Source organism: Bradyrhizobium guangxiense (assembly GCF_004114915.1).
In the GTDB taxonomy this organism is placed as follows: domain Bacteria; phylum Pseudomonadota; class Alphaproteobacteria; order Rhizobiales; family Xanthobacteraceae; genus Bradyrhizobium; species Bradyrhizobium guangxiense.
Genome location: NZ_CP022219.1, coordinates 2,035,215 through 2,061,822, shown reverse-complemented (window position 1 = coordinate 2,061,822; position 26,608 = coordinate 2,035,215). Strand labels below are relative to the sequence as shown.

The following is a 26,608-nucleotide window of genomic DNA, read 5'->3' as shown; positions in this document are numbered from 1 at the left end:
AGGCCTGACTTTCTCGCTGCCGGCCTGTCCATGCATCCAGACCTTCCGCACTCCCAATTGAAGATCCGCCGCGTCCGGCTCGATACCGGCCGCGAGAACGTCGTCGTCCTCTCCAGGCAGTCGAAAGCGCTGCGCGCCGAGATCTTCCGCGGCTTCAGCCGTGTCGAGCTTCGTCACGGCGACAAGGTCCTGCTGGCGACGTTGCTGATCACGGATGACGATACGCTGGCGGCTCCGGAGGAGATCGGGCTCTCCGAGCCGGCTTTCCGGCGCTTCGCGCAAGGTGCCGGCACCCTGGTCACGGTCAGGCCCGCCTCGCCTCCGGAGAGCCTGGAAGCGGTGCGCGCCAAGATCCACGGACGAACCTTGAGCCAGGCGGAGATCGGCGCGATCATCAACGACCTCGCACATTATCGCTACTCGGACATGGAGATCGCCGCCTTCCTGATCGGCTCCGCGAGCTTCATCACCAGCGACGAGCTGCTCGCCCTGACCGGGGCAATGGCCCAGGCCGGCACGCAGTTGGTGTGGCCGACGCCTGTAGTCGTCGACAAGCACTGCATCGGAGGCATTCCCGGCAACCGCACCTCGATGGTCGTGGTGCCGATCGTCGCCGCCCACGGCCTGCCAATCCCCAAGCCCTCCTCGCGCGCCATCCCCTCGCCAGCCGGCACCGCCGACACGATGGAGGTTCTGGCGCGCGTCAATGTCGGCGTCGAGGAGATGAAGGCGATCGTCTCGGCCTGCAACGGCTGCCTGATCTGGGGCGGACACGTGAACCTGTCGCCGGCCGACGACGTCCTGATCTCGGTCGAGCGTCCGCTGAGCCTCGATACCCGCGAGCAGATGGTCGCCTCCATCATGTCCAAGAAGATCGCGGCAGGCTCGACGCATCTGTTAATCGACATTCCGGTCGGGCCGACTGCGAAAGTCACCAGCGGTGTCGAGGCGATGCGGCTGGGCAAGCTGTTCGAATTCGTCGGCGACCGCTTCGGCCGCTCGGTCGAGGTGATCATGACCGACGGAAGCCAGCCGATCGGCAACGGCATCGGGCCGGTGCTCGAAGCCAATGACGTCATGGCCGTGCTCGGCAACGACAAGGATGCGCCGCGCGATCTGCGCGAGAAGTCGCTCCGGCTCGCCGCCCATCTGCTGGAATACGATCCGAAGCTGCGCGGCGGTGCCGGTTACGCGAGGGCGCGCGAATTGCTCGACAGCGGCGCGGCGTTGAAGCAGATGCAGAAGATCATCGACGCCCAGGGCCCATCGACCTCCAGCAACGAGCTGGGCCCGCTCAGCTTCGACGTCAGGGCGGCGCATGACGGCACGGTGTCCGCGATCGACTGCCTGCGTCTGAACCGCCTCGCCCGCACCGCCGGCGCGCCGCTCGACAAGGGCGCCGGCATCCGCCTGTTCAAGAAGATCGGCGATCGCGTCGAGCAGGGCGAGCCGCTCTATCGCGTCTACACGTTCGACCGCCCCGAGCACGATCTCGCGGCCGATGCCGCCACTGAAGAGACCGGTTACGTCGTCAACGGTCACGCGGCCCCGCAGGACAAGCCGGTGTCGTGAGCACGATCGCGCTCCAGACACTGCCCAGCGGCAGCGATGCGGCGAAGCGGCTTTCGGCGCAGCTCGGGCTGTCCTGCGCCGCGATCGCCGTGCATCGCTTTCCGGACGGCGAGCTGCGCGTCGCCGTCGCGCCGGCGACCGACACCACGATCCTCTATGTCCCGCTCGATCAACCGAATGACAAGCTGATCACGCTGCTGTTCGCTGCGGAGGCGCTGCGGCGTGACGGCGCGACACGGCTGGTGCTGGTCGCGCCCTATCTCTGCTATATGCGGCAGGATGCTGCGTTTCATGCGGGCGAAGCGATCAGCCAGCGTGCCATGGGGAATCTGCTCGCAACGACCGTCGACCGCGTCGTCACCGTGGATGCGCACCTGCATCGGACCTCCGCCATCGGATCCGTATTTCCGGGGATCGAAGCGGAGAACCTGTCCGCCATGCCGGCGATCGCGAACGCGCTGGCGACGGGCGGCATCGACCCCGCGACAATCGTGATCGGACCCGACATGGAGTCCGAGCCCTGGGTCAGCGATATCGCGAGCCGGCTGCGGCTGCAGCACACGGTGGCGAAAAAGACCCGGGACGGCGATCGTTCGGTTGCGATCAGCTTTGCAGATCCCGGCCTGCTCTCGGGACGGCCCGCGCTGCTGGTGGACGACATCGTTTCCTCGGGGACGACGCTGATCGCCGCGGCGAAAGCGCTGACGGCGATGGGCGCGACCGCCGTCGATGCGGTCGTGACGCACGCGCTATTCCCGCCCGCGATGATCCCTGCATTCACTGAAGCCGGCATCCGGTCGATCCGCTCGACCGACAGCGTGCCGCATCCAACCAATGCGATTGCGCTCGACGAGACTCTTGCGGCCGCCTTGCGGTCCGAATTGACAATGCCCCATCTTCCGGAGACGACGCCATGAGCATCACCGTTCGATTTTGCGGTGCCGCCCGCACCGTGACCGGCTCGAGCTATCTGTTCCAGACCGCAGGCGGCCGCTTCCTGGTCGATTGCGGCCTGTTCCAGGGCCAGAAGACGCTGAAGGAGCTCAACTACGGCGCCTTTCCGTTTCGTCCCGCCGATATCGATACGGTGCTGCTCACGCATGCCCACATCGACCATAGCGGGCTGTTGCCGAAGCTCGTGCGCGCCGGCTTCGAGGGCCCGATCCTGGCGACGCGCGGCACGATCGATCTGTGCTCCTACATGCTTCCCGACGCCGGCAGCATCCAGGAATCGGAAGTCGCGCAGCTCAACCGGCGCAACGCTTCGCGCGGGCGCAGGGAGGTGCAACCGATCTACACGCAGGCCGATGCGATCGCATCGCTGCAATCGTTTCGCGCGGTCGACTATGAGCGCTGGACCGACGTGATCCCGGGCGTCCGCGCGCGCTACTGGAACGCCGGCCATCTGCTCGGATCGGCCTCGATCGAGCTCGAAATCGCCGAGCCGGGCGCGCCACGGCCGCTGCGCGTGCTGCTCTCCGGCGACGTCGGGCCCGAGGCCAAGCTGCTCCAGCCCGATCCCGAAGCGCCGACCGACCTCGACTACGTCATCTCCGAAGCTACCTATGGCGACCGGATACGCGAGCCCACGACGCCTGCGCTCCGGCGCAAGCACCTGGCAGCCGAGGTGCGCGATGCCGCGGCGGCGGGCGGCGCGCTGCTGATGCCCGCCTTCGCGGTCGAGCGCACCCAGGAGCTGATCGTCGATCTCGTTGACCTGATGGAGCACGGCGAGATTCCGACCGCGCCGATCTTCCTGGATTCGCCGCTCGCGATCCGTGCCACCGAGGTGTTTCGCCGGCATGCCGCGAGCCTTGACCCATCCGTGGATGCCACGCGCCTGCTCAACTCGCCGCATCTCAAGTTCACCGAGACCGCGGACGAGAGCAAGGCGATCATGCGCCTGTCCGGATTCCATATCATCATCGCCGCGAGCGGCATGTGCGACGCCGGCCGCATCCGCCATCATCTGAAGCGCTGGCTGTGGAACGAGCGCGCGACCGTGCTGCTCGCCGGCTTCCAGGCCAACGGCACGCTCGGCCGCTTCCTGCAGAACGGAGCCAAGGCCGTACGAATCCAGGGCGAGGAGATCAAGGTCGCGGCCCGCATCCGCATGATCGACGAATATTCGGGCCATGCCGACGGCGCCGGCATCGCCAGCTGGATCGCGGCGCGCCGGCCGATCTCCCGCGGGCTGTTCCTGGTACATGGCGAGGAAGACGCCATCGCGGGACTTGCCGAACGCGTCGCCGAGCGCATCATTCCGGCAGCCAGGGTCTACCAGCCGATGCTGGACGACGTCTACGAGCTCGCCGCGCCCGAACCGCGCGTGCTCGACGTCGATCATCGCCGGCGGCTCGCGCCGGAGGCCGTGACCCGTCTCGACTGGCACAACGAGATGTCGGAGCTCGTGCTCGACATCAACGACAGGATCGGCGCGGCCGCCGACGACCGCGCCCGCGGCGTCATCATCCGACGGCTCCGCCGCGCGCTGGAGGAGAAGGCGTAGCGGGGCGCCGACCGGAGTATGACAGCAAAGCGTCCCCGCAATTTGTCATTGCGAAGAGCCCTTTTGCGATGAAGCAATCCGGAGTCTTTTCCGCGGAGGACCATCGACCGAGCGCTGGCGTGTTTTGCCCGTCGGGCAACACAACGGATTGCAGGCGCATCGGCTGATGCGACCGCGAAACACGGCCCCGTGAACGGCCGTTGCGCCGCCTCTCCCGAAAATCAAGCGGTTCTCAAGAAAAACAGGACGCCGTCGAAAGCCCCTCCTCAAGCGGGAACTGGCGTCCCGGCCTACAGACGAGATCGTCTGCCGTTCCCCGGCATCGCGAAGAGCGTCACGATCCCGCCGCACGGCCTATTTCGATCACGTAGAGCGAGAAGCGCACATGGCTGTCACAGCGAATTTTTCCGCCGGAATTCTCACCGTCTTTGGCGACGGTCACAACAACACGGTCGCGTTGGGCCGAAATGCGGCCGGGACGGTCGTCGTCAACCATGGCGCGGTCGCGATCAAGGGCGGCCCCGCGACGGTCGCCAACACCAAATTGATCCAGGCCTTCGGCCTCGACGGCAACGACATCATCACGATCGACGAGAGCAACGGCGTCATGCCAGCGGCGAACCTGTTCGGCGGCGCCGGCAACGATACGCTGACCGGCGGATCCGGCAACGACATGCTGTTTGGCCAGTCCGGCAATGACACGCTGTTCGGCAAGAGCGGCAATGACCTCTTGTTCGGCGGCTCGGGCAATGACGTGCTGGTCGGCGGCGACGGCAACGACCAGATGTTCGGCGAGGCCGGCAATGACCGCATGATCTGGAACCCCGGCGACGACAGCGACCTGATGGAAGGCGGCGAAGGCATCGACACCGCCGAGGTGAACGGCGGCAACGGCAGCGAGACCTTCGCGATCACGGCCAACGGCACGCGCGTGCGCTTCGACCGCGTCGATCCCGCGCCGTTCTCGCTGGACATCGGCACCACCGAAAACCTCGTGGTCAATGCCGGCGGCGGCGATGACATCATCACCGCCACCGGTAATCTCGCCGCGCTGATCAATCTGACGATCGACGGAGGCGCCGGCAACGACACCATCCGCGGCGGCAATGGCGCGGACCGCCTGCTGGGCGGCGATGGCAACGACTTCATCGACGGCAACCAGGGCAACGACATCGCGCTGCTGGGCGCCGGCAACGACATCTTCCAGTGGGACCCCGGCGACGGCAGCGACAAGGTCGACGGACAGGCCGGCACCGACACCCTGCTGTTCAACGGCTCGAACATCAGTGAGGACATCGTCCTGTCCGCCGCCAGTGGCGGACGCGCGCTGCTGACCCGCAACGTCGGCAATATCACCATGGACCTCGACGGCATCGAGACCATCACCATCAAAGCACAAGGTGGCAGCGACAACATCGTCGTCAAGAACTTGGCTGCAACCGATGTCAGGCAGGTCAATATCGATCTCGGATCGGGCGGCGCCGGTGACGGTGCGGCCGATAGCGTGACGCTTGAAGCCACAGGCGGCGGCGATGCGATCGAGGTGTCCGGCTCGGGCTCTTCGGTGACGGTCGCAGGGTTGCCTGCCGCCGTCGCCATCACCGATGCGGAAGGCGCGAACGATGCGCTCCTCATTCAAGGTCTCGGCGGCAACGACACGATCTCGGCCGCCACGCTGGCCGCAGGGATCGTGCACCTGACGATCGATGGCGGCGCCGGGAACGATACGATCCTTGGCAGTGCCGGCAACGACACGCTGATCGGCGGCGACGGCAATGATTTCGTCGAGGGCAACCGCGGCAATGACACTGCACTGCTGGGCGCCGGCAACGATATCTTCCAGTGGGATCCGGGTGACGGCAGCGATACCGTCGAGGGCGGCACCGGCATCGATACGCTGCGGTTCTCCGGCGCCAACATTGCTGAGACCATGACCCTTGTGGCGAACGGCGACCGCGCTCTGCTAACGCGCGATGTCGCCAACATCACGATGGACCTGCACGGGGTCGAGCACGTCGATATCCACGCCCTCGGCGGCGCCGACCATATCACCGTGGGGGATCTGACCGGGACCGACGTGACGCGGGTGAACATCGACCTCGCCGGCCCGACCGGAACGCCTGACGGGGCCGTCGATACCGTCTCGGTCGATGCGACCCAGGGCGCCGACACGTTCGGCGTCAGCGGCAATGCCGGCGGCGTGACGGTGTTCGGCCTGCATGCGGCGACCCACCTGACCGCAATGGATGGAGCCGATCAGTTGACGCTCAATGGCCTCACCGGCGACGACATCATCGACGCCAGCGGGCTCGCTGCCGGCGTGCTGCAGCTGACGATCAACGGCGGCATCGGCAACGACACCATCCGCGGCAGCCAGGGCGACGACCTCATCAACGGCGGCGACGGCAACGACGTCGCCTTGATGGGCGCGGGCAACGACACCTTCGTGTGGAATCCCGGCGACGACAACGACACGATCGAGGGTCAGGCCGGCAGCGACACCCTGCTGTTCAACGGCGCCAACATCGCCGAAACCATCAACATCTTCGCCAACGGCTCCCGCGCCGAGCTGACGCGCGACGTCGCCTCCGTGACGATGGACACGGACGGCGTCGAGACGATCGCGTTCAATGCCCGCGGCGGCGCCGACAAGATCACCGTCGGCGACATGAGCGGAACCGACGTGACGCAGGTGAAGATCGACCTCGGCGGCGTCCCCGGCGCCGCCGGCGGCGACGGCGCGGTCGACAACATCGTGATCAACGGCACCGGCGGCGACGACGTCATCACGCTGTCGCTCAACAGCCATGGCGCGCTGGTGATCGACGGCCTCGCGAGCCAGATCGTGATCGAGAATTTCGACTTCAACGACACCATCACCATCAACGGCCTCGGCGGCGACGACGTGATCGAGGCCTCGGGCGTCGGCCCGGGCGGGCCGCACTTCGTGTTCGACGGCGGCGTCGGCGACGACGTGCTCATCGGCAGCGCGGGCAACGATACGCTGCTCGGCGGGCTCGGCGACGACGTGCTGATCGGCGGCGGCGGCATCGACGTGCTGGACGGTGGTCCCGGCGACAACGTCGTGATTCAATCGTTGCTCGCCCAGGCCAGCTTGCACGCGGGCACGCTGGTCTGAGCAGGCCGATCGTGCGGCCGACACGATCGCGCGCCATCGCGGCGCGCGATCGTCAGTTCGGGCAGGGTTGTCCGGCGGCGCCCCACAGGGCCATGTCCTTGACGTGATCCTCGAAGGTGCCCGGCGGCGTCGTACGGCCCGCCCCGGGAGCCCAGCCCCGCGGAATGAAGCCGTTCAGCGAGGCATCGTGCCGCAAATGCTCGACAAGGCCGGCGGCGTCGCGGCCGCCGTTGCGCTTGGGATCCTTCAGCTGCGCGCAGATCTCGGCGCCGGACTTGCCGAACCAGATGAAAGCCACCGGCGCGAGCTGCCAGTCGATGCCGGCGCGCGGCGGCGCTGGTGCCGGCTCGTTCGCCTGGGTCGAGGTCATGTGACAGGTCGAGCACGGGATCGCTTCCGCGCCGATGCGGCTTTCGCCGCCGTGGATGTTCATGCCGTGCACGCGCGGCTTGGTTTCGCCGGCCGGGGTCCAGATCGGGATGGCCTTGGCATCGACATGGCAGTTGGCACAACGTGGATGTGTCACCACGGCCTCGATCCGCTTCCAGGCCTCCAGCCCCACGACACGGCTGACGCTGCCCGGCGGCAAGATATCTTTCGCGGTTTCGTTCTTGGCAGCGACAATTTCCGTGAGGGCTGCAATTGACGACGCGGCGAGCACCACCGCGATCAGAGATCTCTTCATCATCCCCTCACACGAAATCGATGAACTTGTTGAACGGCATCTCGCGGATGCGCTTTCCGGTCGCCGCAAAGATCGCATTGGCGAGCGCGGGCGCGGCCGGCGGAACCGGCGGCTCGCCGACCCCTCTCACCTTGGGATCGTTCTCGAGCCCGCGAACTTCAATGACCGGACATTGATAGATCCGCATCGCTTCGTGGTGATTGTAGTTGGTCTGCTGCGCCGCGCCTTTTGAATAGGTGAGCTCGCAGTTGATGGCGTGGCCGAGTCCCCAAACGATGCCGCCCTGCACCTGGTTCTCGAAGTTGACGGGATCGATCACCTTGCCGACGTCGGCTGCGACCCAGACCTTGTCGATCCGGATGCCGCGGTCCGTCGCCGTCACCTCGACGACCTCTGCGGTCGGCGTCCCGAAGGACTCCACGAACGCGACGCCACGGCCCCTGCCGTTGCCGAGCGGCCCCTTCCAGTCCGACATTTCAGCGACGGTCTCCAGCACCTTGCGATAATGCGGCACGGTGCACATCGAGATGCGCGCCTTCATGGGATCGAGGCCAGCGGCATGGATCAGTTCGTCGATGAAGCTTTCCGTGAAGAAGCCTGATGTCGATGCCCCGACCGACCGCCACGTGGTGCTCGGCGACAGTCCCTGCGCTTCGTAGCTCGTGGCCCGGAAGTTGGGGATGTCGTAGTAGACGTTCCAGAGGCCGGCCGCCAACTGCCCGTCAGGATCCTTCGATGGCGTGCCCGAACGCTCGAGCAGTCCCTTGAGCGGCGCCGTCGAAGCCAGCTGCAGATCGGCCGCGACGATCTTGCCCTTGTCGACGTTGCCTCTGTGCCGGGCGATCGCGATCTGCCGCGGGATGTCCTGGAGAAAATCCTCCTCGCGCGAGAACACCAGCTTGATCGGCGTGCCCTTCATCTGATTGGCGATCTCGGCGAGAACGCGGACGTTCTCGTATTCGATACGGTGGCCAAAGCTTCCACCGGTCCACTGATTGTGAAAGGTGACCTGTTCGGGCTTGAGGCCGATCGCGGTCGCCGCGACCCATTGCACGAAGCGCGGGCTTTGATGGCCGACCCAGATCTCCATCCCCGTATCGGTGACGAGGCCGATCCCGTTGAGCGGCTCCAGCGGCTGATGTGCCACGTAAGGAGCGCGATATTCGGCCTCGACACGCGTGCCCGTCGTCAGGCCGGCTTCGATATCGCCGATCTTGCGCCATTCCTTGCCGAGGAATTCCGGCTTGAACGAGGATTCCAGAACCTTCCAATGATCGGCTTGCTCCGCGGGATAGGCCGACGGCGCCCATTCGCATGCGATCGCGTCGACCGCCCTCATCGCGTACCAGCTGTTGGTAGCGATCACCGCAACGCCGTTCTTGATCTCGAGGATCTTCTTGACCCCCGGCATCGCCCGCGCCTTGCTGGCGTCGTAGGATTTCAGCGGCTGTCCCTTGCCGGGGTTCAGCTTAACGAAGGCGTAGAGCATGCCGTCCATCTTCATGTCGATGCCGAACTTCAGCTCGCCCATCACCTTCGCCCGGATGTCGAGGCGCTGCATCGGCTTGCCCAGCATGCGCCATTTCGAGGGATCGCGCGGCTTGGCATCGAGCACCGGCGGAATTTTTGCGGCTTTGGCCGCCAGCGCGACATAAGCAATTTTGGAGCCGTTGGGCAGAATCACGTGACCGGACTCGGTGCGCAGGTCGGCCACGGCGACACCCGAACGCCTGGCGGCAGCCGCCTTCAGCGTCTCGCGCGCCACGGCGCCCGCAACGCGCAGCTTTTCATAGGTGTCCGGCATCGAGCTTGATCCGCCGGTCATCTGCAGCCCGGACTTGCGCAACCATTCGAGCGTGGCAGCACGCGCTTCCTCAGCCGCCGGGCTCTGGTCCGCCGCCACGAAGGGCGCGAACTCGTCGGCAAAACCGGTGTTGAAGTAGGCGGGGCTCGGACCAGCGAAACGGATTTCGAACTGGCCGGGATCGAGATCCATCTCTTCGGCGATCATGATCGGCTGCACCGAGCCGACGCCCTGCCCGATGTCGGCGTGCTGGGCGATCAGCGTGATCTTGTCCGGACTGATCTCGACCCAGGGGTTGAAGGTCACGGAGTCCGGTCCGAGGCCCGCAGCGAGCGGATTGTCGCTCGCGCTCGGCGCCGCGACTCCGGCATCGCCATAGGCGCCGAAGGCGATGCCACCGGCGACGGCGGCGGAGCCGAAAACGAAGGCGCGACGCGAGAGGCTCTGGATGTGGCCCATCTCACTTCTCCGCCATCTTCTTGGACGCTGCCGCGTGGATCGCCGCGCGAATGCGCGGATAGGTGCCGCAGCGGCAGAGATTGCCCGACATCACCTGATTGATCTGCTCGTCGGTTGGCTTGGAGATCCGTGCAAGAAGTGAGATGGTCTGCATGATCTGGCCGGTCTGGCAGTAGCCGCATTGCGGGACTTGGTGCTCGATCCAGGCCTGCAGGACCGGGTTCTGCTCCTTGTTGTCCAGCCCTTCGAGCGTGACGACCGATTTGCCGGCGACCTCGCCGATATGGGCCTGACAAGAGCGCACCGCCTTGCCATCGATGTGAACGGTGCAGGCGCCGCATTGCGCAACGCCGCAGCCGTATTTGGGACTGGTGATGTCGAGCTCGTCACGCAGCACCCAGAGCAGGGGCATCTCGGGAACGACGTCGACGCTACGCTTGATCCCGTTCACCGTGAGCTCGATCATGAGGATATGTCTCCTAGCGGACTTCGTCGGTACAACAGCACTGCCTGATAGACGCTGAACCGTATTCCCGATTCCTGCGGAATCATGCGCAATCCCTGCGGAGTGCCGTATCGAAACGATCGCTCGTCACGTCGGCCTGGCCGCAGCACAATTCGCGATACTGCCCCGGCGTGAGACTGGCGGCCTTGCGGAACACGCGCGTGAAATTGGCCTGCGAGCCGAAACCGCACTCCAGGGCAATTTCGACCAGGGACAGACGGTCGCGCGCAAGTTCGTGCCGCGCCGCCTGCACGCGGCGATCGGTCACGTAGCGGTGCGGCGACAGTCCGGTCGCCTCGCGAAACAGCCGCGAAAAATGATAGGGGCTGAGGCAGGCCTGAGCCGCCAGATCCTCGAGCCTGATATCGCCGCCGAGAGAGGCCTCGATATAGTCGAGCACGCGCTGAAGGCGTCGCGGATCGAGCGATGGCGCCTTTTCGGGCGCGCGCCAGCGGTCGATCGTATAATTGCCGAGAAGATGCGCAGCAAGCGCGACCTGGATTCCCTCCACGAACAGCGCGTCGGTCGGCTGCCGGGGACGATGAAGCAGGTCGCGAAGCGGCGAGCAGATGTGGAACAGCACCTGGTCCGCCAGACCATGGGCGTAGGCGATCTCGACCTTTGCGGGATCGATATCAAAGTCCGCAAGCGCACTCTGGTCCAACAGCGCCGGGGGAAGATAGAGATGAAGACATTCCATCCTGTCGGAAAGTTCGAGATGACTCTCCTGCGTCCCTACGGGAACGAGGTAGCTCATGCCCGGCCGCGCGAAGCTCTTCTGGACTTCGCCGTTGCCGGCGCGGCAGACCATCCCGCCGCCTGACAGCACCATGACGATTTCGGTACAGGTGGGAACGGGCGTTGCCTGGCGCCCCGCCTCGAACCTGCGATGCTCGATGGCCAGCCCCGGCCAGTCGCTCGCCGCCGCGAGCTTCTCGCTGTTCTGATACTTCTGATCTCCGTGCGTCACGAGCGCCATCACGACCTCCGCTTCAGTTGCGGCGAATCCCGGCCCCCGCATCGCCGGCGAGCGATCACTGCGTCTGGTGCTGAGTTACAGCCCCGGTCCTTGCCACGCCGACCGCGAATTTCTCCCAAGCAGCGATGGCGAAGTCCAGAGGCGGCGCGGTTAAAAGAAGTAAAACGCAGGCGAGCCAAGGACTTGGACGATGCGTTCGATGACGTGGAAGAGCTGATCTCGCCGCGATGAGCAAGATGCGTCGGTCATCGCGCAGGAATCGGAAATACCGCAGTGCCGCCGCGAGCTAGTGGTGGGCTCATCAACGGCAATGCCGCCGTATCGATAATGGAGTCTGGTATGAAGCTGCTCATCTCCGCGCTTGCTGCGATGTCGATCGCAACAGCCCAAGTCGCCACCGCCGTCGCGGCCGAGAGGACCGTATCCATCGTTCTCGTCCACGGCGCCTTTGTCGACGGATCGGGCTGGAAGGACACCTACGACATTCTCTCCAAGGCCGGCTATGAAGTGCTCGTGGTCCAGCAGCCGACGATCTCGCTTCGTGACGATGTCGCGGAGACCGAGCGCGTGATCGCCAAGGCGCGGCATCCGGTCATTCTGGTCGGGCATTCCTATGGTGGAATGGTCATCACGGAAGCCGGCGACAATCCGAAGGTTCGTAGCCTGGTCTATCTCGCGGCATATGCGCCCGAGGCCGGGGAGTCGGTCGCCACGCTGTCGGAAGCCCCCGTGCCGCCCGGCGAGCACAAGGGTCCCTTGGTCACTGAGGGCAATTATCTCTTCGTCGAGCGCGATAAATTCCCGACCTCCTTCGCCGCCGGTGTCGACCAGGCCACGACCCGCTTCATGGCTGCGGCGCAATTGCCGTTTGGATTGCAGGCGGTGCAGACCAAGGTCGAGCGCGTGGCCTGGAAGACAAAGCCGACCTACTACATGGTGACGATGGAGGATCACATTATCCCTCCGAGCCTACTGCGCACCATGGCCAAGCGCTCGGGCGCGAAAGTGGCGGAGATCAAAAGCAGCCACGCGGTGATGCTGTCGCATCCGCGTGAGGTCGCGGCCTTCATCAGAAGTGCGGACACCTCCGCAACCGACTGAGATCGGCGTACCCCGCACGGATGATAATGGCTGTCACCCAAGGACTCGCAACATGGCCCTCAAAGATATTCTGCCGGGACAATTAGGCTTCGGCGCCGCGCCGCTCGGCAACATGTTCCGCGACATCCCGGAGCAGGAAGCATTCGCGACAGTGAATGCGGCCTGGGACGATGGCATCCGCTATTTCGACACTGCGCCGTTCTACGGCGCAGGGCTTGCCGAGATCCGCATCGGCGCCGCGCTCGCCGGCCGGCCGCGCAGTGACTACGTCGTCAGCACCAAGGTCGGGCGACTGATCCTGGACGAGGTCGAGGATGTCAGTGCCCGCGATCTCGGCGAAAAGGGCGGCGTCTTCCGATACGGCCGCCCGAACAGGATCGTGAACGACTATTCGCGGGACGCGGCACTGCGCTCGATCGAGGACAGTCTGAAGCGGCTCCCGACCTCCCCTGTCGATATCGTCTTCGTGCATGACGTCGCGCAGGACTTTTACGGCGACGAGTGGCTCTCGGTGTTCGAAAGCGCACGCAAGGGCGCGTTCAAGGCGCTCGACCGGCTGCGCGACGAGGGCGTGATCAAGGCGTGGGGACTCGGTGTCAACCGGGTCGAGCCGATCGAGCTGCTGCTCGCGCTCGATGAGCCGCGTCCCGACGGCTTCCTTCTCGCGGGCCGCTACACCTTGCTCGACCACGCAAGGGCGCTTCAGCGCGTGATGCCGATGGTGGCGGAACACGAGCTCGCGATCGTCGTCGGCGGCCCCTACAGTTCGGGCGCACTCGTGGGCGGCCCGAACTTCGAATATGCCCCGGCGCCTCCGGAAATCCTCAACAAGGTGGCGCGGATGAAGGCGATCGCCGACCGCTATGGCATCAGCATGAAGGCGGCAGGCCTGCAGTTCGCGCTCGCCAATCCGGTGGTGGCGGCCGTCATTCCCGGTGCGAGCCGCCCGAGTCGCATCGCTGAGGATCGCGCCGCGCTCGAGGAAGCCGTTCCCGCCGATTTCTGGCGCGAGCTCCGTTCGGAAGGGCTCGTCAATCCCGCAGCTCCGCTGCCCGCCGCCGATTGAGATCGCGAGAGCACCGCAGGTTCCACCGAACGACCAAGGAGAACGACATGACCGACGAAGCAGACAACGCCACCGACATGGGCCGCCGCACCCTGCTGCAGACAGCCGGCGCAGCCGTCGTCACTGGCCTCGTCGCCGGGACAGCGACGGATGTGCGGGCCGCGACGCGGGACAGCGGCGTGTCGCCGGCCGCGCCCAACGAGGTGCCGCTCGGCGCGCGGCTCCAGGGTGTCCAGCATTTTGGGCTGACGGTCCAGAACATGGAGCGGGCCACGCATTACGTGCGGCCACGCTTCCGCTGATTGATCTGGTCCGCGGCGATCCCAAGAACCTGGTCTATTTTCTCCAGGAAGACCGCGCCAAACCCGGTCATTTCGTCTTCTACGAGGTGTTCGCCAACCAGGCCGATTTCGACGCGCACAACGCCATGCCTTACGTGAAGGACTGGTTCGCCAAGCTTCCGGAACTCGCCGATGGCGGCGTCGAGGTCATGCGCATGGTGGTTCTTGGCGTTCCCAAGAAATAGCCGGCACCGCCTGCGAGCGGTTTTGTCGCAGCCATCCTGCGGGCAAATCCCCCGCCGCAATCGTGCGAATTCAGAACAGCTCACTCCCACAATTTCGCAGCGCATGATAATTGCAAGGCGATCTCATCGATCGATTGGCAATGAGCAATGCGGGCTGCCACGGAGACACGACAACGGGGCACAGGCCGACAGGAATTCACTTACTGTTTCGGCGCTTTTCAACTAGTCCCCCACCGCCAGCTGCTGCTTCTCGACGGACGCCCCGTCAAACTGGGCGGGCGGGCATTCGAGCTTCTGCAGCTGCTGGTGCAGCGCCGGGGCGAATTGGTCACCAAGACGGAGTTGATGGCGGCGGCCTGGCCGGGCACCTTCCTCCACGACAGCAATCTCAAGGTCAACATGTGGAGCTTGCGGCGCTCGCTGGGCGATACCCAGACCGAGCCCGTCTACATCGCGACCGTGGCGCGCCGCGGGTACAAGTTCATCGCGGACGTGCAAATCAGCATCGGCGAGATCGAGGACGATCTTGCGCTCACCGATCCGGTCCCCTCGTCCAGGCTGCCATTGTTGCGCGGCATCGTTGGTCGTGAAGCGGACATCGTCGACATCGCCGCTCTATTGGCCGACAACAGGCACGTGACCCTGGTTGGGGCGGGAGGGATCGGCAAGACGACGGTTGCCGTAGCGGTCGCCCAGGCGTTTGCGCCGCGGTGCCGCGATGGCGTCTGCTTCGTCGATCTCGCCACGATCTCCGATCCGACGCTGTTCGGCGCGGCGCTGGTAACGGCACTGGGCATCAGGGGCAATACGGACAACGGTCTGGCTGCGGCCCTCGATTTTCTGAGGCCGCGGCAGATGCTGCTCATCCTGGACAATTGCGAGCATGTGCTGCCCGCCGCCACGATCTTCGCCGGCAGGCTCATGGCGGACACATCGCCGTCCAGGCTGCTGGCGAGGAGCCGCGAACCGCTTGGCACCGCCACCGAGCACATCGTGCGGCTTGGCGCGCTGGCCTCACCGAAACCCGGCCGCACCCTGAGCGTCGACCAGGCCGTGACATTTCCGGCGGTGCAGCTGTTCGTCCGCCGCGCCGCCGAATGGTCAGACTATCGCTTCGTCGATGATGATTGCGAGGCCATCGGCTCGATCTGCCGTTCGCTTGACGGCCTTCCGCTAGCCATCGAATTGGCGGCAGCCCAGATCGGCGCGTTCAATCCTCGCCAATTGGTGGCGCTGCTCGATCAGAACCTCGGTTTTCGCGCCGCCAGCGCCGAGGGCGCCCCGCCGCGCCATGAGACCCTGATGGCGACGATCGACTGGAGCTTCCGGCTGCTGTCACAGAAGGAGGCCAGGCTGTTCGGCCTGCTGTCGGTGTTCCGCGACGGGTTCGAAGCTGAGGATGCGGTTTTCGTTGCGGAGGTGGCGGGGCTCACTCCCGTCGACGTCGTCACCGGCCTCGGTAGCCTCGTCGCCAAGTCGCTCTTGAGCACACAGGCCGGCGGAGCGACCGTTCGTTACCGGTTGCTCGACAGCACACGGCGCTATGCGGCCGAGCGACGCCAGACCGATCCCGCCTGCGACCGTGCGCTCCTCCGTCATGCGCAATGTGTCCTCGCGCTGTTCGAGCGATCCGAGGAGGAGTGGAACTGGCGTGAGCCGGCCGATTGGACCCAGCGCTACCTTGGCCGCATCGCCGACTTGCGGGCCGCTCTTTCATGGGCATTCGACGCGGAAGGCGATGCCGCCCTCGGAATCAGGCTGGCGGTTGCGGCGATCACCTTGTGGTCGGAAACCTCGATCCTGTCGGAAGCGCAGACACGGTTGGAGGACGCACTCGCCTTGGCGAAGACCATCGAGTGCGACGATCTGTCGAAGGCAAAGCTCGCCTGTGCCCTCGGATGGAGCCTGTTCTACGCCCGCAAGATGTCGAATGAGAACGAGGTCGCCTGGCTCGATGCCATCGCCTTTGCAAGGCGGGCCGGCAACCTGGAGTATCGGCAGCGCGCGCTGGTCGGTTTTGCCTTTTACCTGTTGCAGATCGGCCAGGTCCCGCGCGCCATCACTTGTCTCGAGGAGGCAACGGAGCTAGCCGACCGCGACCGCGATTTGACGGCAACGTCGGAGGCCGATCGGGCACTGGCCTGGGCGCGCGCCTTTGCCGGCGAGTTGACCAAGAGCCGCCCCGTTCTCGATCGTCTCGCGGCAACCTATTCCCTGGCCGAGGGCCGTTCGCGCAGGGATGCAAACGAAGTCTACCGGTTCATCACCGTCCGTTTCAACCTGCCCTTCGTGGCGTGGATGCAAGGGCAAGCCGACTACGCAGCGAGGCTGGCCCGCGATGCCGTCGACGCCGCGGATCGCAGTGGCCATTGGGTGTCGCAGTCGAATGCACTAGGGCTCGCCGCACTTCCTGTCGCGCTCGAAACCGGCGATCTGAATGCCCTCGAGAGCTTCACCGAACGCCTGCGTCGTAACCTCCAACGCGAGCGCATCTCGCGCTGGGTTCCGGTCGAGCGCTATTTTTCCGCTTGCCTTCGTGATCTGCATGGCGATCCGCGCGCGCTGGAGGACATTCGAGCAGCGATCGATGAACTGATCGAATGCCGATTCCTGATGCGGATCGGCAGTTATCTCGCCGTCCTCGCCCGCGCGCTTTTGCGGCAAGGGCGGATCGCGGAAGCGCGCGAGACCGTCGCGCGGGCCATCGGCCATCAGGAACGCCAGGGAGAGCGCTGGTGCCGTTCCGAACTTCAACGGGTCGAGGCATCGATCCTCTCCCGCGCCGGCGAGCCGCTGCGCGCCGAAAAGCACCTGCAGCAGGCGCTCGCGGAAGCGCGCGCCATAGGCGCGATGACATTCCAGTTGCGGATCGCCACAGATCTCGCAGCGCACTGGATCGAGACCGGTCGCGGGCCCAAGGCCATCCGACTGCTCGCCCCGATCTATGACGAGTTCACCGAAGGCTTCGAAACGCCGGATCTCGTTGCTGCCAGGCGCCTGCTGCAGCCCGTGGGGCGGACAACGTTCGGCCGCGGCCACTCTCGCCAGCCGGAGCCGGCGCACGCTCGCGGTGCATAGCTGGCCTACCGCCACACTCGCCCCGTACGCTTTACGCTTCCTGGAATTCCTGATCCTCTTTGCCCAACCGGCCGGAGCAACCGGCCGAGCCTGAAGGGAGAGAGACGCCATGAAGCTCGGCACCGCCATTGCAGAAATCATGAGGCGCGAGGGCATCGAGATCCTCTGCGGCTATCCGGTCAACCATCTGATCGAGCATGCGGCCAAAGTCGAGATCCGCCCCGTCATGGTGCGGCAGGAGCGCGTCGGCATTCACATGGCGGACGCGATCTCGCGCGTGACGTCGGGGCGCTCGATCGGCGCATTCTGCATGCAGCATGGGCCGGGCGCAGAGAACGCGATGGGCGGCGTCGCGCAGTGTTTTGGCGAATCCGTTCCCGTGCTGGTGCTGCCGATGGGCTACCAGCGCCGGCTTGCGCATATCGAGCCGAACTTCAATTCCAGTGAGGCGATGAAGCCGTTCGCGAAATCGTCCGAGCCGATCATCCTGGCCGCTGAAGTCGCCAACATCTTCCGCCGCGCCTTCACGAGGCTGAAGAACGGCCGCGGCGGGCCCGTGATCGTCGAGATCCCCTCGGACATGTGGAACGAGGAGGTGCCGGAGCCGCTCGACTACACACCGGTGCTGCGCACCCGTTACGGCGCCGACCCCGCGCATGTAAAGGAGGCCGCAAGCCTGCTCGTGAATGCAAAACGGCCGGTGATTTATGCCGGCCAGGGCGTGCATTACGCCCAGGCCTGGCCGCAGCTGAAACGGCTCGCCGAGCGGCTGGCGATCCCCGTCACCACCAGCCTCGGCGGCAAATCGTCGTTTTCGGAAACCCATCCGCTCTCGCTCGGCTCGGGCGGCCTCGCGGTGCCGCGCGCGGTGCCGAAGTTCCTCGCAGAAGCCGACCTCATCTTCGGCATCGGTTGTTCGTTCACGGAAACGAATTTCGGCATCGCGATGCCGAAGGGCAAGACCATCATCCATTCCACGCTCGATCCCAACCATCTCAACAAGGATGTCGAGGCCAAGATCGGCCTGGTCGGCGACGCCGGCCTCGTGCTGGACGCGCTGCTCGAGGAGATTGACAAGACCGTCAGCGCGGACCGGGATGCATCGGCTGTCGCAGCCGAGATCGCCGCTTCGCACAAGGAGTGGCTCCCGAAATGGATGCCAAAACTCACCAGCAACGACGCGCCCTTGAGCCCCTATCGCGTGTTGTGGGACCTGCAGCACACCGTCGACATCGACAACACCATCATCACCCACGATGCCGGCAGCCCGCGCGACCAGCTCTCGCCATTCTGGAAATCGACAAAACCCCTCACCTATCTCGGCTGGGGCAAGACGACGCAGCTCGGCTACGGCCTCGGCCTTGCCATGGGCGCGAAACTGGCGAAACCCGACAAGCTCTGCATCAATGTCTGGGGCGATGCGGCCATCGGCTTCACGGGCATGGATTTCGAGACCGCGGTGCGCGAGCGCATCCCGATCATGTCGATCCTGCTCAACAATTTCTCGATGGCGATCGAATTGAAGGTGATGCCGGTCTCGACCGAGAAATATCGTTCGACCGACATCTCCGGCGACTATGCCGCAATGGCGCGCGCCTTCGGCGGCTATGGCGAGCGGGTGACGCGGCCGGAGGACATCATCCCTGCGATCAAGCGCGGCATTCAGAAGACAAGGGAAGGCATCCCGGTGCTGCTGGAGTTCATCACCAGCAAGGAGACCGAAGTGTCGCGGCCGGGCACGTGAGACGGCCGGGCTTGAGCCGCAGGCGCTGGCACCGGCCGCGGAAGATGTGATAATCCGCCGAGGTGCCACGCCTGTCGTGGCATCGAGCCGGATGAGAAATGACCGCCCCTTCCGACGAAACCGAGAAACTCGAGCGCCGATTGCAGTCGGCCGCAGCGGAGAACGCGCAGCTGCGCAGTGCGCTGGCGATTGCGCGCGATCGCCAGAATGCCAGCGCCGAGATCTTGCGCACGATCGCAGCCTCGCCCTCCGATGCACGGCCGGTGTTCGCGGCGATTGCGTCCAGCTCCAAGCGCCTGCTCGACGGCTTTTCCGCCACCGTGCTTCAGTTCATCGGCGACGAGCTGCACCTCGTGGCGTTCACGCCCACCAGTCCGGAGGCGGATGAAGGGCTGAAGGCTTCCTTCCCGCGCAAGATCGCGGACTTCCCGACCTTTGCCCTCGTGCGCGACGGCGAGACCATCCAGTTTCCCGACAGCGAGGCTGCCGACGTCCCCGAGCTGAACCGGAATCTGGCGCGGCTGCGCGGCTTCCGCAGCGTGCTGTTCATGCCGCTGATGAACCGCGGCACGCCGGTCGGCATGATCAGCGTCACCCGTGCCGTAACAGGCGCGTTCGCGCCCGATCTCGTGCAGCTGCTCCAGACTTTTGCCGACCAGGCCGTGATCGCGATCGAGAATGCACGCCTGTTCAACGAGACGCGCGAGGCGCTGGAGCGCCAGACCGCCACGGCGGACATCCTGAAGGTGATGGCCGCCTCGCCATCCGACGTGCAGCCGGTGTTCGACGCGATCGCCGCCAATGCCAACAGGCTGATCGGCGGCTTCTCCACCGCCGTGCTGCGCTATGTCGACGGCGCCGCGCACCTGGCCGCGTTCACGCCGACCGACCCGGCCGGCGATCGCGTGCTGCAGGCCTCGTTCCCGGTGCCGTTCGCGCAGTTTCCGCCCTATCAGCTCGTCGCCAAGGGAGCGGCCGCGCAACTGCCCGACACCGAGCTCGAGCCGGCCGCGCGCGACATCGCGCGCGCTCGCGGCTATCGCAGCATGCTGTTCGCGCCGCTGATGAGCGAGGGCGAGGCCATCGGCATTATCATCGCCACGCGCCGGGCGACCGGTGCGTTCGCCGAGCATCACGTGCGGCTGCTGCAGACCTTCGCCGACCAGGCCGTAATCGCGATCAAGAATGTCAGCCTGTTCAATGCGACGCGGGAGGCGCTGGAGCGGCAGACCGCGACCGCCGACATCCTCAAGGTGATCGCGGCCTCGCCGGCCGACGTCACGCCGGTGTTCCAGGCGATCTCGGACAGCGCCAAGGCGCTGATCGGCGGGCATTCCTCCACCGTCACCCGCGCGATCGACGGCATGCTGCATCTGGCCGCCTTCACCACCGACAATGAAGCAGGCAATGCCGACCTGCTCAGCTCCTTCCCGACGCCGCTGTCCTCGTCAGGCATTCACAGCCGGGTGGCCCGAAGCGGAGAATATGCCTTCCGCAGCGACATGCAGAGCGAGCCCGACCTCACCGAGGCCATGAAGGAGCTGGCGCGGACGCGGGGCTATCGCAGCATCCTCGTGGTGCCGATGCTGCGCGACGGCGTCGCGATCGGCACCATCGCGGTCACGCGGCGGGAGCCCGGTCATTTCCCGGACAAGGCGATCAACCTGCTCAAGACCTTCGCCGACCAGGCCGTGATCGCGGTCGAGAATACGCGCCTGTTCAACGAGGTGCAGGACCGCACACGGGAGCTCGCCAAATCGCTCGACGATTTGCGCGCAGCGCAGGACCGGCTGGGGCAGACCGAAAAGCTCGCGTCCCTCGGCCAGCTCACCGCCGGCATCGCGCACGAGATCAAGAACCCGCTCAACTTCGTCAACAATTTTGCCTCCCTCTCCGCCGAATTGACCGACGAGCTCAACGAGGTGCTCGCGCCGGTCACGCTCGCAGACGACGTTCGAGCGGAGGTCGACGAGATCACGGGACTCCTGAAGGACAATCTCGGCAAGATCGTGCAGCACGGCCGGCGCGCCGATTCCATCGTCAAGAATATGCTGCTGCATTCGCGCGGGGGCGGCGGGGAGCATCGCCTGAGCGACATCAATGCGGTGGTCGAGGAAAGCCTCAACCTCGCCTATCACGGCGCACGGGCCGAGAAGCCGCAGTTCGACGTGACGCTCGAACGCGATCTCGATCCGGCCGCGGGCTCGGCCGATGTGTTTCCGCAGGAGATCACGCGGGTGCTGCTGAACCTGATCTCGAACGGATTCCATGCCGTCGCCAAGCGCAAGGCGGAGAACGAGGCGGCCGGTTACGCGCCGGTCGTGACCGCCGCGACCCGCGACCGCGGCGATCACATCGAGATCCGCATTCGCGACAACGGTACCGGCATCCCGGACGAGGTGAAGGAGAAGATGTTCAATCCGTTCTTCACCACCAAGCCGGCCGGTGAAGGCACCGGCCTCGGACTGTCGATGAGCCACGACATCGTGGTGAAGCAGCATGGCGGCACGATCGAGGTCGCGACCAAGCCTGGCGAGTTCACCGAATTCACGATTCTGCTGCCGCGGATGATCAGCTTTCCGGATGGTACGGGCTGAGCCCTACTCCGCCATCTCGACGGGCTGCTTCGCAGAGGGGCCGGCCAGCGGCCGCTCCTCCATCGCGATCAGGCACAGCGCGGCGGTGGTCATCAGCGCGGTGGCGGCGCCGAACACGTAGCGGAAGGCATGCCGCATGTCGTCGGCGGGAATTGCGACGCTGCCTGCGGCGTGATGCTCGCCGGCGAGCGGAACGTCGATGCCGAGCGCAATGAGCAGGATCGCGGCGAAGGCCGCGACCGTGAACGAAGACATCAGCGAGCGGAAGAAGTTCATCGCGCCGGTGATGGTGCCGACCTGCGGGCGCGCCACCGAGTTCTGCAGCGAGACCACGCAGACCGGAAAGGTGGTGCCGAGCCCCAGCGCGAACGCCGCCATCAGGGTCAACAGACCCCACAGCGGCAAGGTGGTGAGCGTGAGGCCGAGGCCGCACAGCGCAGCCCAGGAGGTGCCGATGATGGCGACGCGCTTGTAGTGTTTGGCACGGGCCATGGTACGGCCGGCGACGGCCGCGCCGACGGTCGAAACCGCGGCGAGCGGGATCAGCGCAAGACCCGCCTCGCTTGCGCTCAAATGATAGACTGACTCGTAATAAAGCGGGAGCTGCACGGTGAGGCCGGTGATCGCCCCGAGCCCGCAGCCGCCGGCCGTCAGCGCGAACGGCGCCACCGATCCCGTCAGCAGCGGCAGCGGCAGGAACGGCTCGTCGGCCCGCCGGGCGTGCCACACGAAGGTCACCGCGAGCGCGAGGGCGCCGCCCACCATCGCCAGCACGGTCGGCGACAGCCAGGCGAAGCGCGTGCCGCCCCAGGTCAGCACCAGCATGAAGACGACCGCGGAGGCCATCAGCAGCACGCCGCCAAGCCAGTCGACCTTGCGCTTGCGGTGGAACACCGGGATCTTCTTCATCTTAGGCAGCAACAGCGCGATCGCCGCGGCCGCAAGCGGCAGATTGATCCAGAAGATCATCGACCAGTGCAGATGCTCGGCGAACACGCCGCCGATGACCGGGCCCAAGATGCCGCCGACCATCCAGACACTGGAGAAATAGGCCTGATACTGGCCGCGCTCGCGCGGGCTCACGACGTCCGAGATCACGGTCTGCACGACGGGCATGATGCCGCCGCCGCCGAGCCCCTGAAGGCCGCGGGCCAGGATCAGCATCGGCATGTTCGGCGCGATCGCGCACAGCACCGAGCCCGCCACGAACAGGCTGAGCGAAGTGATGATCATGGCCTTGCGGCCGTAGATGTCGCTGAGCGTGCCGAACACCGGCGCGACAGCGGTCGAGGCGAGCAGATAGGCAGTGATGACCCAGGAGAGATTGGAGACGTCCTGGAACTGGCGTCCGATGGTCGGCAGTGCGGTCGCCACGATGGTCTGGTCGAGCGCCGCCAGGAACATCGTCAGCATCAGGCTGATGACGATGGTGCGGACCTCGTCCTGCGACAGCGGCGCCGGCGGCGCGATGGACGGCGCGTCATCGACGCTGATGACCTCGCTCGGCAGCCGGGACAGCTCCTCGGCGATGTCGTCGGGCAAAGTCTGGATGTCGGCAGAACTGCTCCGCCGGTCGAACTTGTTCATCTCGCTCGGACGTCGTGTGGCGGCGCAACGCCGCAAAGGATTCGTTCTATACAGCCCAATGTAGACAGCAAAGATCTTCCCAGGCAGGCACCGCGGCGCATGGGTGCATCCCGCCCCCGGGCCATCCCGGACAATTGATCGGCTGCGTGCGGCGGCTCAGTCCTTCGGGCGTCGCTTCAGGCGGGCTCGTTTCGGCAGCACGGCGGGCCATTGCACGATGTGGTTCTCAAGCTCCTCGTCCGGGATCTCCTCCTCGCTGCCCTCCACCCGGCCGCGCACGGAAACGCCGGCTTCGTGCACCGTGCTGGGATCACCGGAGACCAGCGGATGCCACCAATAGAGATCGCGCCCCTCGGCGACGAGCTTGTAGCCGCAGCTCGGCGGCAGCCAGTTCAGGGTGCGGACATTGGCCGGCGTCAGGCGGACGCAGTCCGGAACCTTGTCGGACCGATTCGGATAGTCCTTGCAGGCGCAGCTCGCCCCATCGAGCAGCTTGCAGCCGATATGGGTGAAATAGATATGCCCGGTGTCCTCGTCCTCGAGCTTGTTCAGGCAGCAGCGTCCGCAGCCGTCGCACAGGCTTTCCCATTCGCCCGCCGACATCTCTTCCAACGTCTTGGTTTTCCAGAAGAATCCTTCCTGGCCTGATGGTCGTTTGGGAGCTGCGGTCATGCGCCTCAACAAAGATTCGAAAGAGCTACGGCTAAAGTCATCTAGGGCGTGTGGCCGTGGTGGTGCAAGCAGCCCGCCCAAACGGCCCGTAATGAACCGGGGTCAATTAGGCCTGTTGTTCAAAATCGCGAGCGTGACCATTGGTTTATGGGCCCCGCTCGGCTAGAAGGAACAGCAAGTCCCTCGGATGCTGGCCGGGCGCCTTGGGTTTGCCGCAACATTCCCCCAAGACGTCTCGATGCCGCCCCGGCCGGGTGCTTGAACGCTTTCGAAGCGAGCCTCAAGGGTTCTAGGTGCGCCAGATCATACCACCGCATTGGAAGCAGAGGGTCCGGAATTTCTTCCTGGATCTCGATGCGCGCATCGACTCCTCGCTGTTCTCCTCGGCCAAGGGCATCCGCGAGCTCTATGAGCGCTACTCGACCTTCATGGACCGGTTCTATGTCGGGCGCTGGAAGCGCTGGGTGTTCATCGAGCCGCTGTCGGAGGCCGCAACCCTCGGGCTCGGCGGCCTGGTCGTGATGCTCACCCTCGCCATTCCCGCCTTCCGAGAGACCGCGGACGAGGACTGGCTGAAGAAGTCCGATCTCGCGGTGACCTTCCTCGACCGCTACGGCAGCCCGATCGGCAGCCGCGGCATCAAGCACAACGACTCGATCCCGCTGGAAGATTTTCCCGACGTGCTGATCAAGGCGACGCTGGCCACCGAGGATCGCCGCTTCTACGAGCATTTCGGCATCGACATCGCCGGCACCGCGCGCGCGCTCGTCACCAACGCGCAAGCCGGCGGCGTCCGCCAGGGCGGCTCCTCGATCACCCAGCAGCTCGCCAAGAACCTGTTCCTGAGCAATGAGCGTACCATCGAGCGCAAGGTCAACGAGGCCTTCCTCGCGGTCTGGCTGGAATGGCGCCTGACCAAGAACGAGATCCTCAAGCTGTATCTGGACCGCGCCTATATGGGCGGCGGCACCTTCGGCGTCGACGGCGCCGCGCATTTCTACTTCAACAAATCCGCGCGCGACGTGACGCTGGCGGAGGCCGCGATGCTCGCCGGCCTGTTCAAGGCGCCGACCAAATACGCTCCCCACATCAACCTGCCCGCCGCCCGCGCCCGCGCCAACGTCGTGCTCGACAACCTTGTCGATGCCGGCTTCATGACCGAGGGCCAGGTGTTCGGCGCCCGCCGCAACCCGGCCTTCGCGGTCGACCGCCGCGACGAGGCATCGCCGAACTATTATCTCGACTACGCCTTCGACGAGATGCGCAAGCTGGTCGACACCTTCCCGAAGTCGTACACCGAGCGCGTCTTCGTGGTTCGCCTCGCCATCGACACCAACGTGCAGAAGGCCGCGGAAGACGCGGTCGAGAACCAGCTGCGCCAGTTCGGCCGCGACTATCACGCGACGCAGGCGGCGACCGTCGTCGCCGATCTCGACGGCGGCATCCGCGCCATGGTCGGCGGCCGCGACTACGGCGCCAGCCAGTTCAACCGCGCCACCGACGCCTACCGCCAGCCCGGCTCCTCGTTCAAGCCTTACGTCTACACCACCGCGCTCCTGAACGGCTTCACGCCGAATTCGATCGTGGTCGACGGCCCGGTCTGCATCGGCAATTGGTGCCCGCAGAATTATGGCCATTCCTATTCCGGCTCGGTGACGCTGACGCAGGCGATCACGCGCTCGATCAACGTGGTGCCGGTGAAGCTCTCGATCGCGATCGGCCAGAAGGAGCAGCCGAAGGCGCCGAACCCCGCCAAGATCGGCCGCGCCAAGATCGTCGAAGTCGCGCGCCGCTTCGGCCTCAAGGCGCCGCTGCCCGACACGCCGTCGCTGCCGATCGGCTCGGACGAAGTCACCGTGCTCGAGCACGCGGTCGCCTACGCGACCTTCCCCAACCGCGGCAAGGCGGTGACGCCGCATTCGGTGCTGGAGGTGCGCACCGGTGCGGGCGACCTCGTCTGGCGCTGGGACCGCGACGGCCCGAAGCCACGGCAGGCGATCCCTCCCTCCGTTGCCGCCGACATGGCGGGCATGATGAGCCACGTCGTCAGCGAAGGCACCGCACGCCGTGCGGCGCTCGACGGCATTCCGACCGCGGGCAAGACCGGCACGACCAACGCGTATCGCGACGCCTGGTTCGTCGGCTACACCGGGAATTTCACCTGCGCGGTCTGGTACGGCAACGACGACTATTCGCCGACCAACCGCATGACCGGCGGCTCGCTGCCGGCGCAAACCTGGCACGACATCATGGTCGCGGCGCATCAGGGCGTCGAGGTCCGGGAAATCCCCGGCATCGGCATGGGCCAGAAGCTGCCGCCGCAGCATGTCGCCAACGCCCAGGCCAACGCAGCGCCGAAGGTGCTGGAGACCAAGCCGGGTCCACCGCCGGTGCTGACCAAGCGCGGCGCCGACATCCTGGTGCGGGTCGAGAAGCTGCTCGATGACGCGGCCAAGACTGCAAAGAAATCGGCCGATGCCGACGCCATGCCGGCCAAGCCGTCCCCGGCGACGAGCGCGCTCGCCTTCCCGCAGAACTATGCGGAAGAGAACGCCAACGCCTCCGCCCCGCGCAAGAACTGATCG

18 protein-coding genes are annotated in these 26,608 nt (G+C 65.7%); 12 read left to right on the top strand and 6 right to left on the bottom strand.

Annotation, left to right across the window (positions count from 1 at the left end):
- The first annotated feature begins 30 nt into the window (after window positions 1–30).
- The 4 genes from X268_RS09615 (at window position 31) to X268_RS09600 (ending at window position 7,220) form a co-directional block, all read left to right on the top strand.
- Entirely contained in the window at window positions 31–1,572 is a 1,542-nt protein-coding gene (locus X268_RS09615) for a thymidine phosphorylase family protein (protein WP_128924716.1), read from the top strand.
- Complete coding sequence (locus X268_RS09610; protein ID WP_128924715.1) at window positions 1,569–2,489, top strand: ribose-phosphate pyrophosphokinase; 921 nt, start codon at window positions 1,569–1,571, stop codon at window positions 2,487–2,489. The genes X268_RS09615 and X268_RS09610 overlap by 4 nt, the downstream gene beginning before the upstream one ends.
- Window positions 2,486–4,081: an MBL fold metallo-hydrolase gene (locus tag X268_RS09605; protein WP_128924714.1), complete on the top strand. Its 1,596-nt coding sequence runs from the start codon at window positions 2,486–2,488 to the stop codon at window positions 4,079–4,081. Before X268_RS09610 ends, X268_RS09605 begins: the two co-directional genes overlap by 4 nt.
- A gap of 385 nt (window positions 4,082–4,466) precedes the next feature.
- Window positions 4,467–7,220, top strand: coding sequence for a beta strand repeat-containing protein (locus X268_RS09600; protein ID WP_128924713.1), 2,754 nt, complete (start codon window positions 4,467–4,469; stop codon window positions 7,218–7,220).
- Between the two features lie 52 nt (window positions 7,221–7,272).
- On the opposite strand, the gene X268_RS09595 is transcribed toward X268_RS09600, so the two are convergent.
- From X268_RS09595 to X268_RS09580, 4 genes are all read right to left on the bottom strand, one after another.
- Window positions 7,273–7,905 (bottom strand): hypothetical protein, encoded by a 633-nt coding sequence (locus tag X268_RS09595; RefSeq protein WP_128924712.1) that lies wholly within the window; start codon window positions 7,903–7,905, stop codon window positions 7,273–7,275.
- Between the two features lie 7 nt (window positions 7,906–7,912).
- A complete protein-coding gene (locus tag X268_RS09590; RefSeq protein WP_128924711.1) occupies window positions 7,913–10,168 on the bottom strand; it encodes a xanthine dehydrogenase family protein molybdopterin-binding subunit in 2,256 nt (751 codons plus the stop codon).
- Window position 10,169: 1 nt separating this feature from the next.
- Window positions 10,170–10,634 carry a (2Fe-2S)-binding protein gene (locus X268_RS09585; protein WP_128924710.1) on the bottom strand — a complete coding sequence of 155 codons (465 nt, stop codon included), beginning with the start codon at window positions 10,632–10,634 and terminating at the stop codon, window positions 10,170–10,172.
- Between the two features lie 82 nt (window positions 10,635–10,716).
- Window positions 10,717–11,652, bottom strand: a complete 936-nt coding sequence (locus tag X268_RS09580; protein ID WP_128924709.1) for a helix-turn-helix domain-containing protein — start codon at window positions 11,650–11,652, stop codon at window positions 10,717–10,719.
- Between the two features lie 339 nt (window positions 11,653–11,991).
- Here X268_RS09580 and X268_RS09575 point away from each other — a divergent pair, with 339 nt between their 5' ends.
- The 7 genes from X268_RS09575 (at window position 11,992) to X268_RS09545 (ending at window position 21,764) form a co-directional block, all read left to right on the top strand.
- Window positions 11,992–12,753: an alpha/beta fold hydrolase gene (locus tag X268_RS09575; protein ID WP_245477828.1), complete on the top strand. Its 762-nt coding sequence runs from the start codon at window positions 11,992–11,994 to the stop codon at window positions 12,751–12,753.
- 52 nt (window positions 12,754–12,805) lie between these two features.
- Window positions 12,806–13,819 carry an aldo/keto reductase gene (locus X268_RS09570; RefSeq protein WP_128924708.1) on the top strand — a complete coding sequence of 338 codons (1,014 nt, stop codon included), beginning with the start codon at window positions 12,806–12,808 and terminating at the stop codon, window positions 13,817–13,819.
- A gap of 47 nt (window positions 13,820–13,866) precedes the next feature.
- Complete coding sequence (locus tag X268_RS09565) at window positions 13,867–14,121, top strand: hypothetical protein (RefSeq protein WP_245478016.1); 255 nt, start codon at window positions 13,867–13,869, stop codon at window positions 14,119–14,121.
- Window positions 14,118–14,345 carry a putative quinol monooxygenase gene (locus X268_RS09560; protein WP_245477944.1) on the top strand — a complete coding sequence of 76 codons (228 nt, stop codon included), beginning with the start codon at window positions 14,118–14,120 and terminating at the stop codon, window positions 14,343–14,345. The genes X268_RS09565 and X268_RS09560 overlap by 4 nt, the downstream gene beginning before the upstream one ends.
- A gap of 147 nt (window positions 14,346–14,492) precedes the next feature.
- The gene (locus X268_RS09555; RefSeq protein WP_128924707.1) at window positions 14,493–17,423 is read left to right on the top strand and encodes an ATP-binding protein; all 2,931 of its coding nucleotides are present in this window, start codon (window positions 14,493–14,495) and stop codon (window positions 17,421–17,423) included.
- 109 nt (window positions 17,424–17,532) lie between these two features.
- Window positions 17,533–19,167, top strand: a complete 1,635-nt coding sequence (locus tag X268_RS09550; protein WP_128924706.1) for a thiamine pyrophosphate-requiring protein — start codon at window positions 17,533–17,535, stop codon at window positions 19,165–19,167.
- A 98-nt stretch (window positions 19,168–19,265) separates the two neighbouring features.
- Window positions 19,266–21,764 (top strand): GAF domain-containing sensor histidine kinase, encoded by a 2,499-nt coding sequence (locus X268_RS09545; protein ID WP_128924705.1) that lies wholly within the window; start codon window positions 19,266–19,268, stop codon window positions 21,762–21,764.
- Window positions 21,765–21,767: 3 nt separating this feature from the next.
- Here X268_RS09545 and X268_RS09540 read toward each other — a convergent pair whose 3' ends face one another.
- Window positions 21,768–23,351: an MDR family MFS transporter gene (locus X268_RS09540; protein WP_128924704.1), complete on the bottom strand. Its 1,584-nt coding sequence runs from the start codon at window positions 23,349–23,351 to the stop codon at window positions 21,768–21,770.
- A gap of 156 nt (window positions 23,352–23,507) precedes the next feature.
- Window positions 23,508–24,023, bottom strand: a complete 516-nt coding sequence (locus tag X268_RS09535) for a YcgN family cysteine cluster protein (RefSeq protein WP_128924703.1) — start codon at window positions 24,021–24,023, stop codon at window positions 23,508–23,510.
- Window positions 24,024–24,316: 293 nt separating this feature from the next.
- Between X268_RS09535 and X268_RS09530 the strand changes: the two genes are divergently transcribed.
- Window positions 24,317–26,605 carry a transglycosylase domain-containing protein gene (locus tag X268_RS09530; RefSeq protein ID WP_128924702.1) on the top strand — a complete coding sequence of 763 codons (2,289 nt, stop codon included), beginning with the start codon at window positions 24,317–24,319 and terminating at the stop codon, window positions 26,603–26,605.
- The last annotated feature ends 3 nt before the right edge of the window (window positions 26,606–26,608 follow it).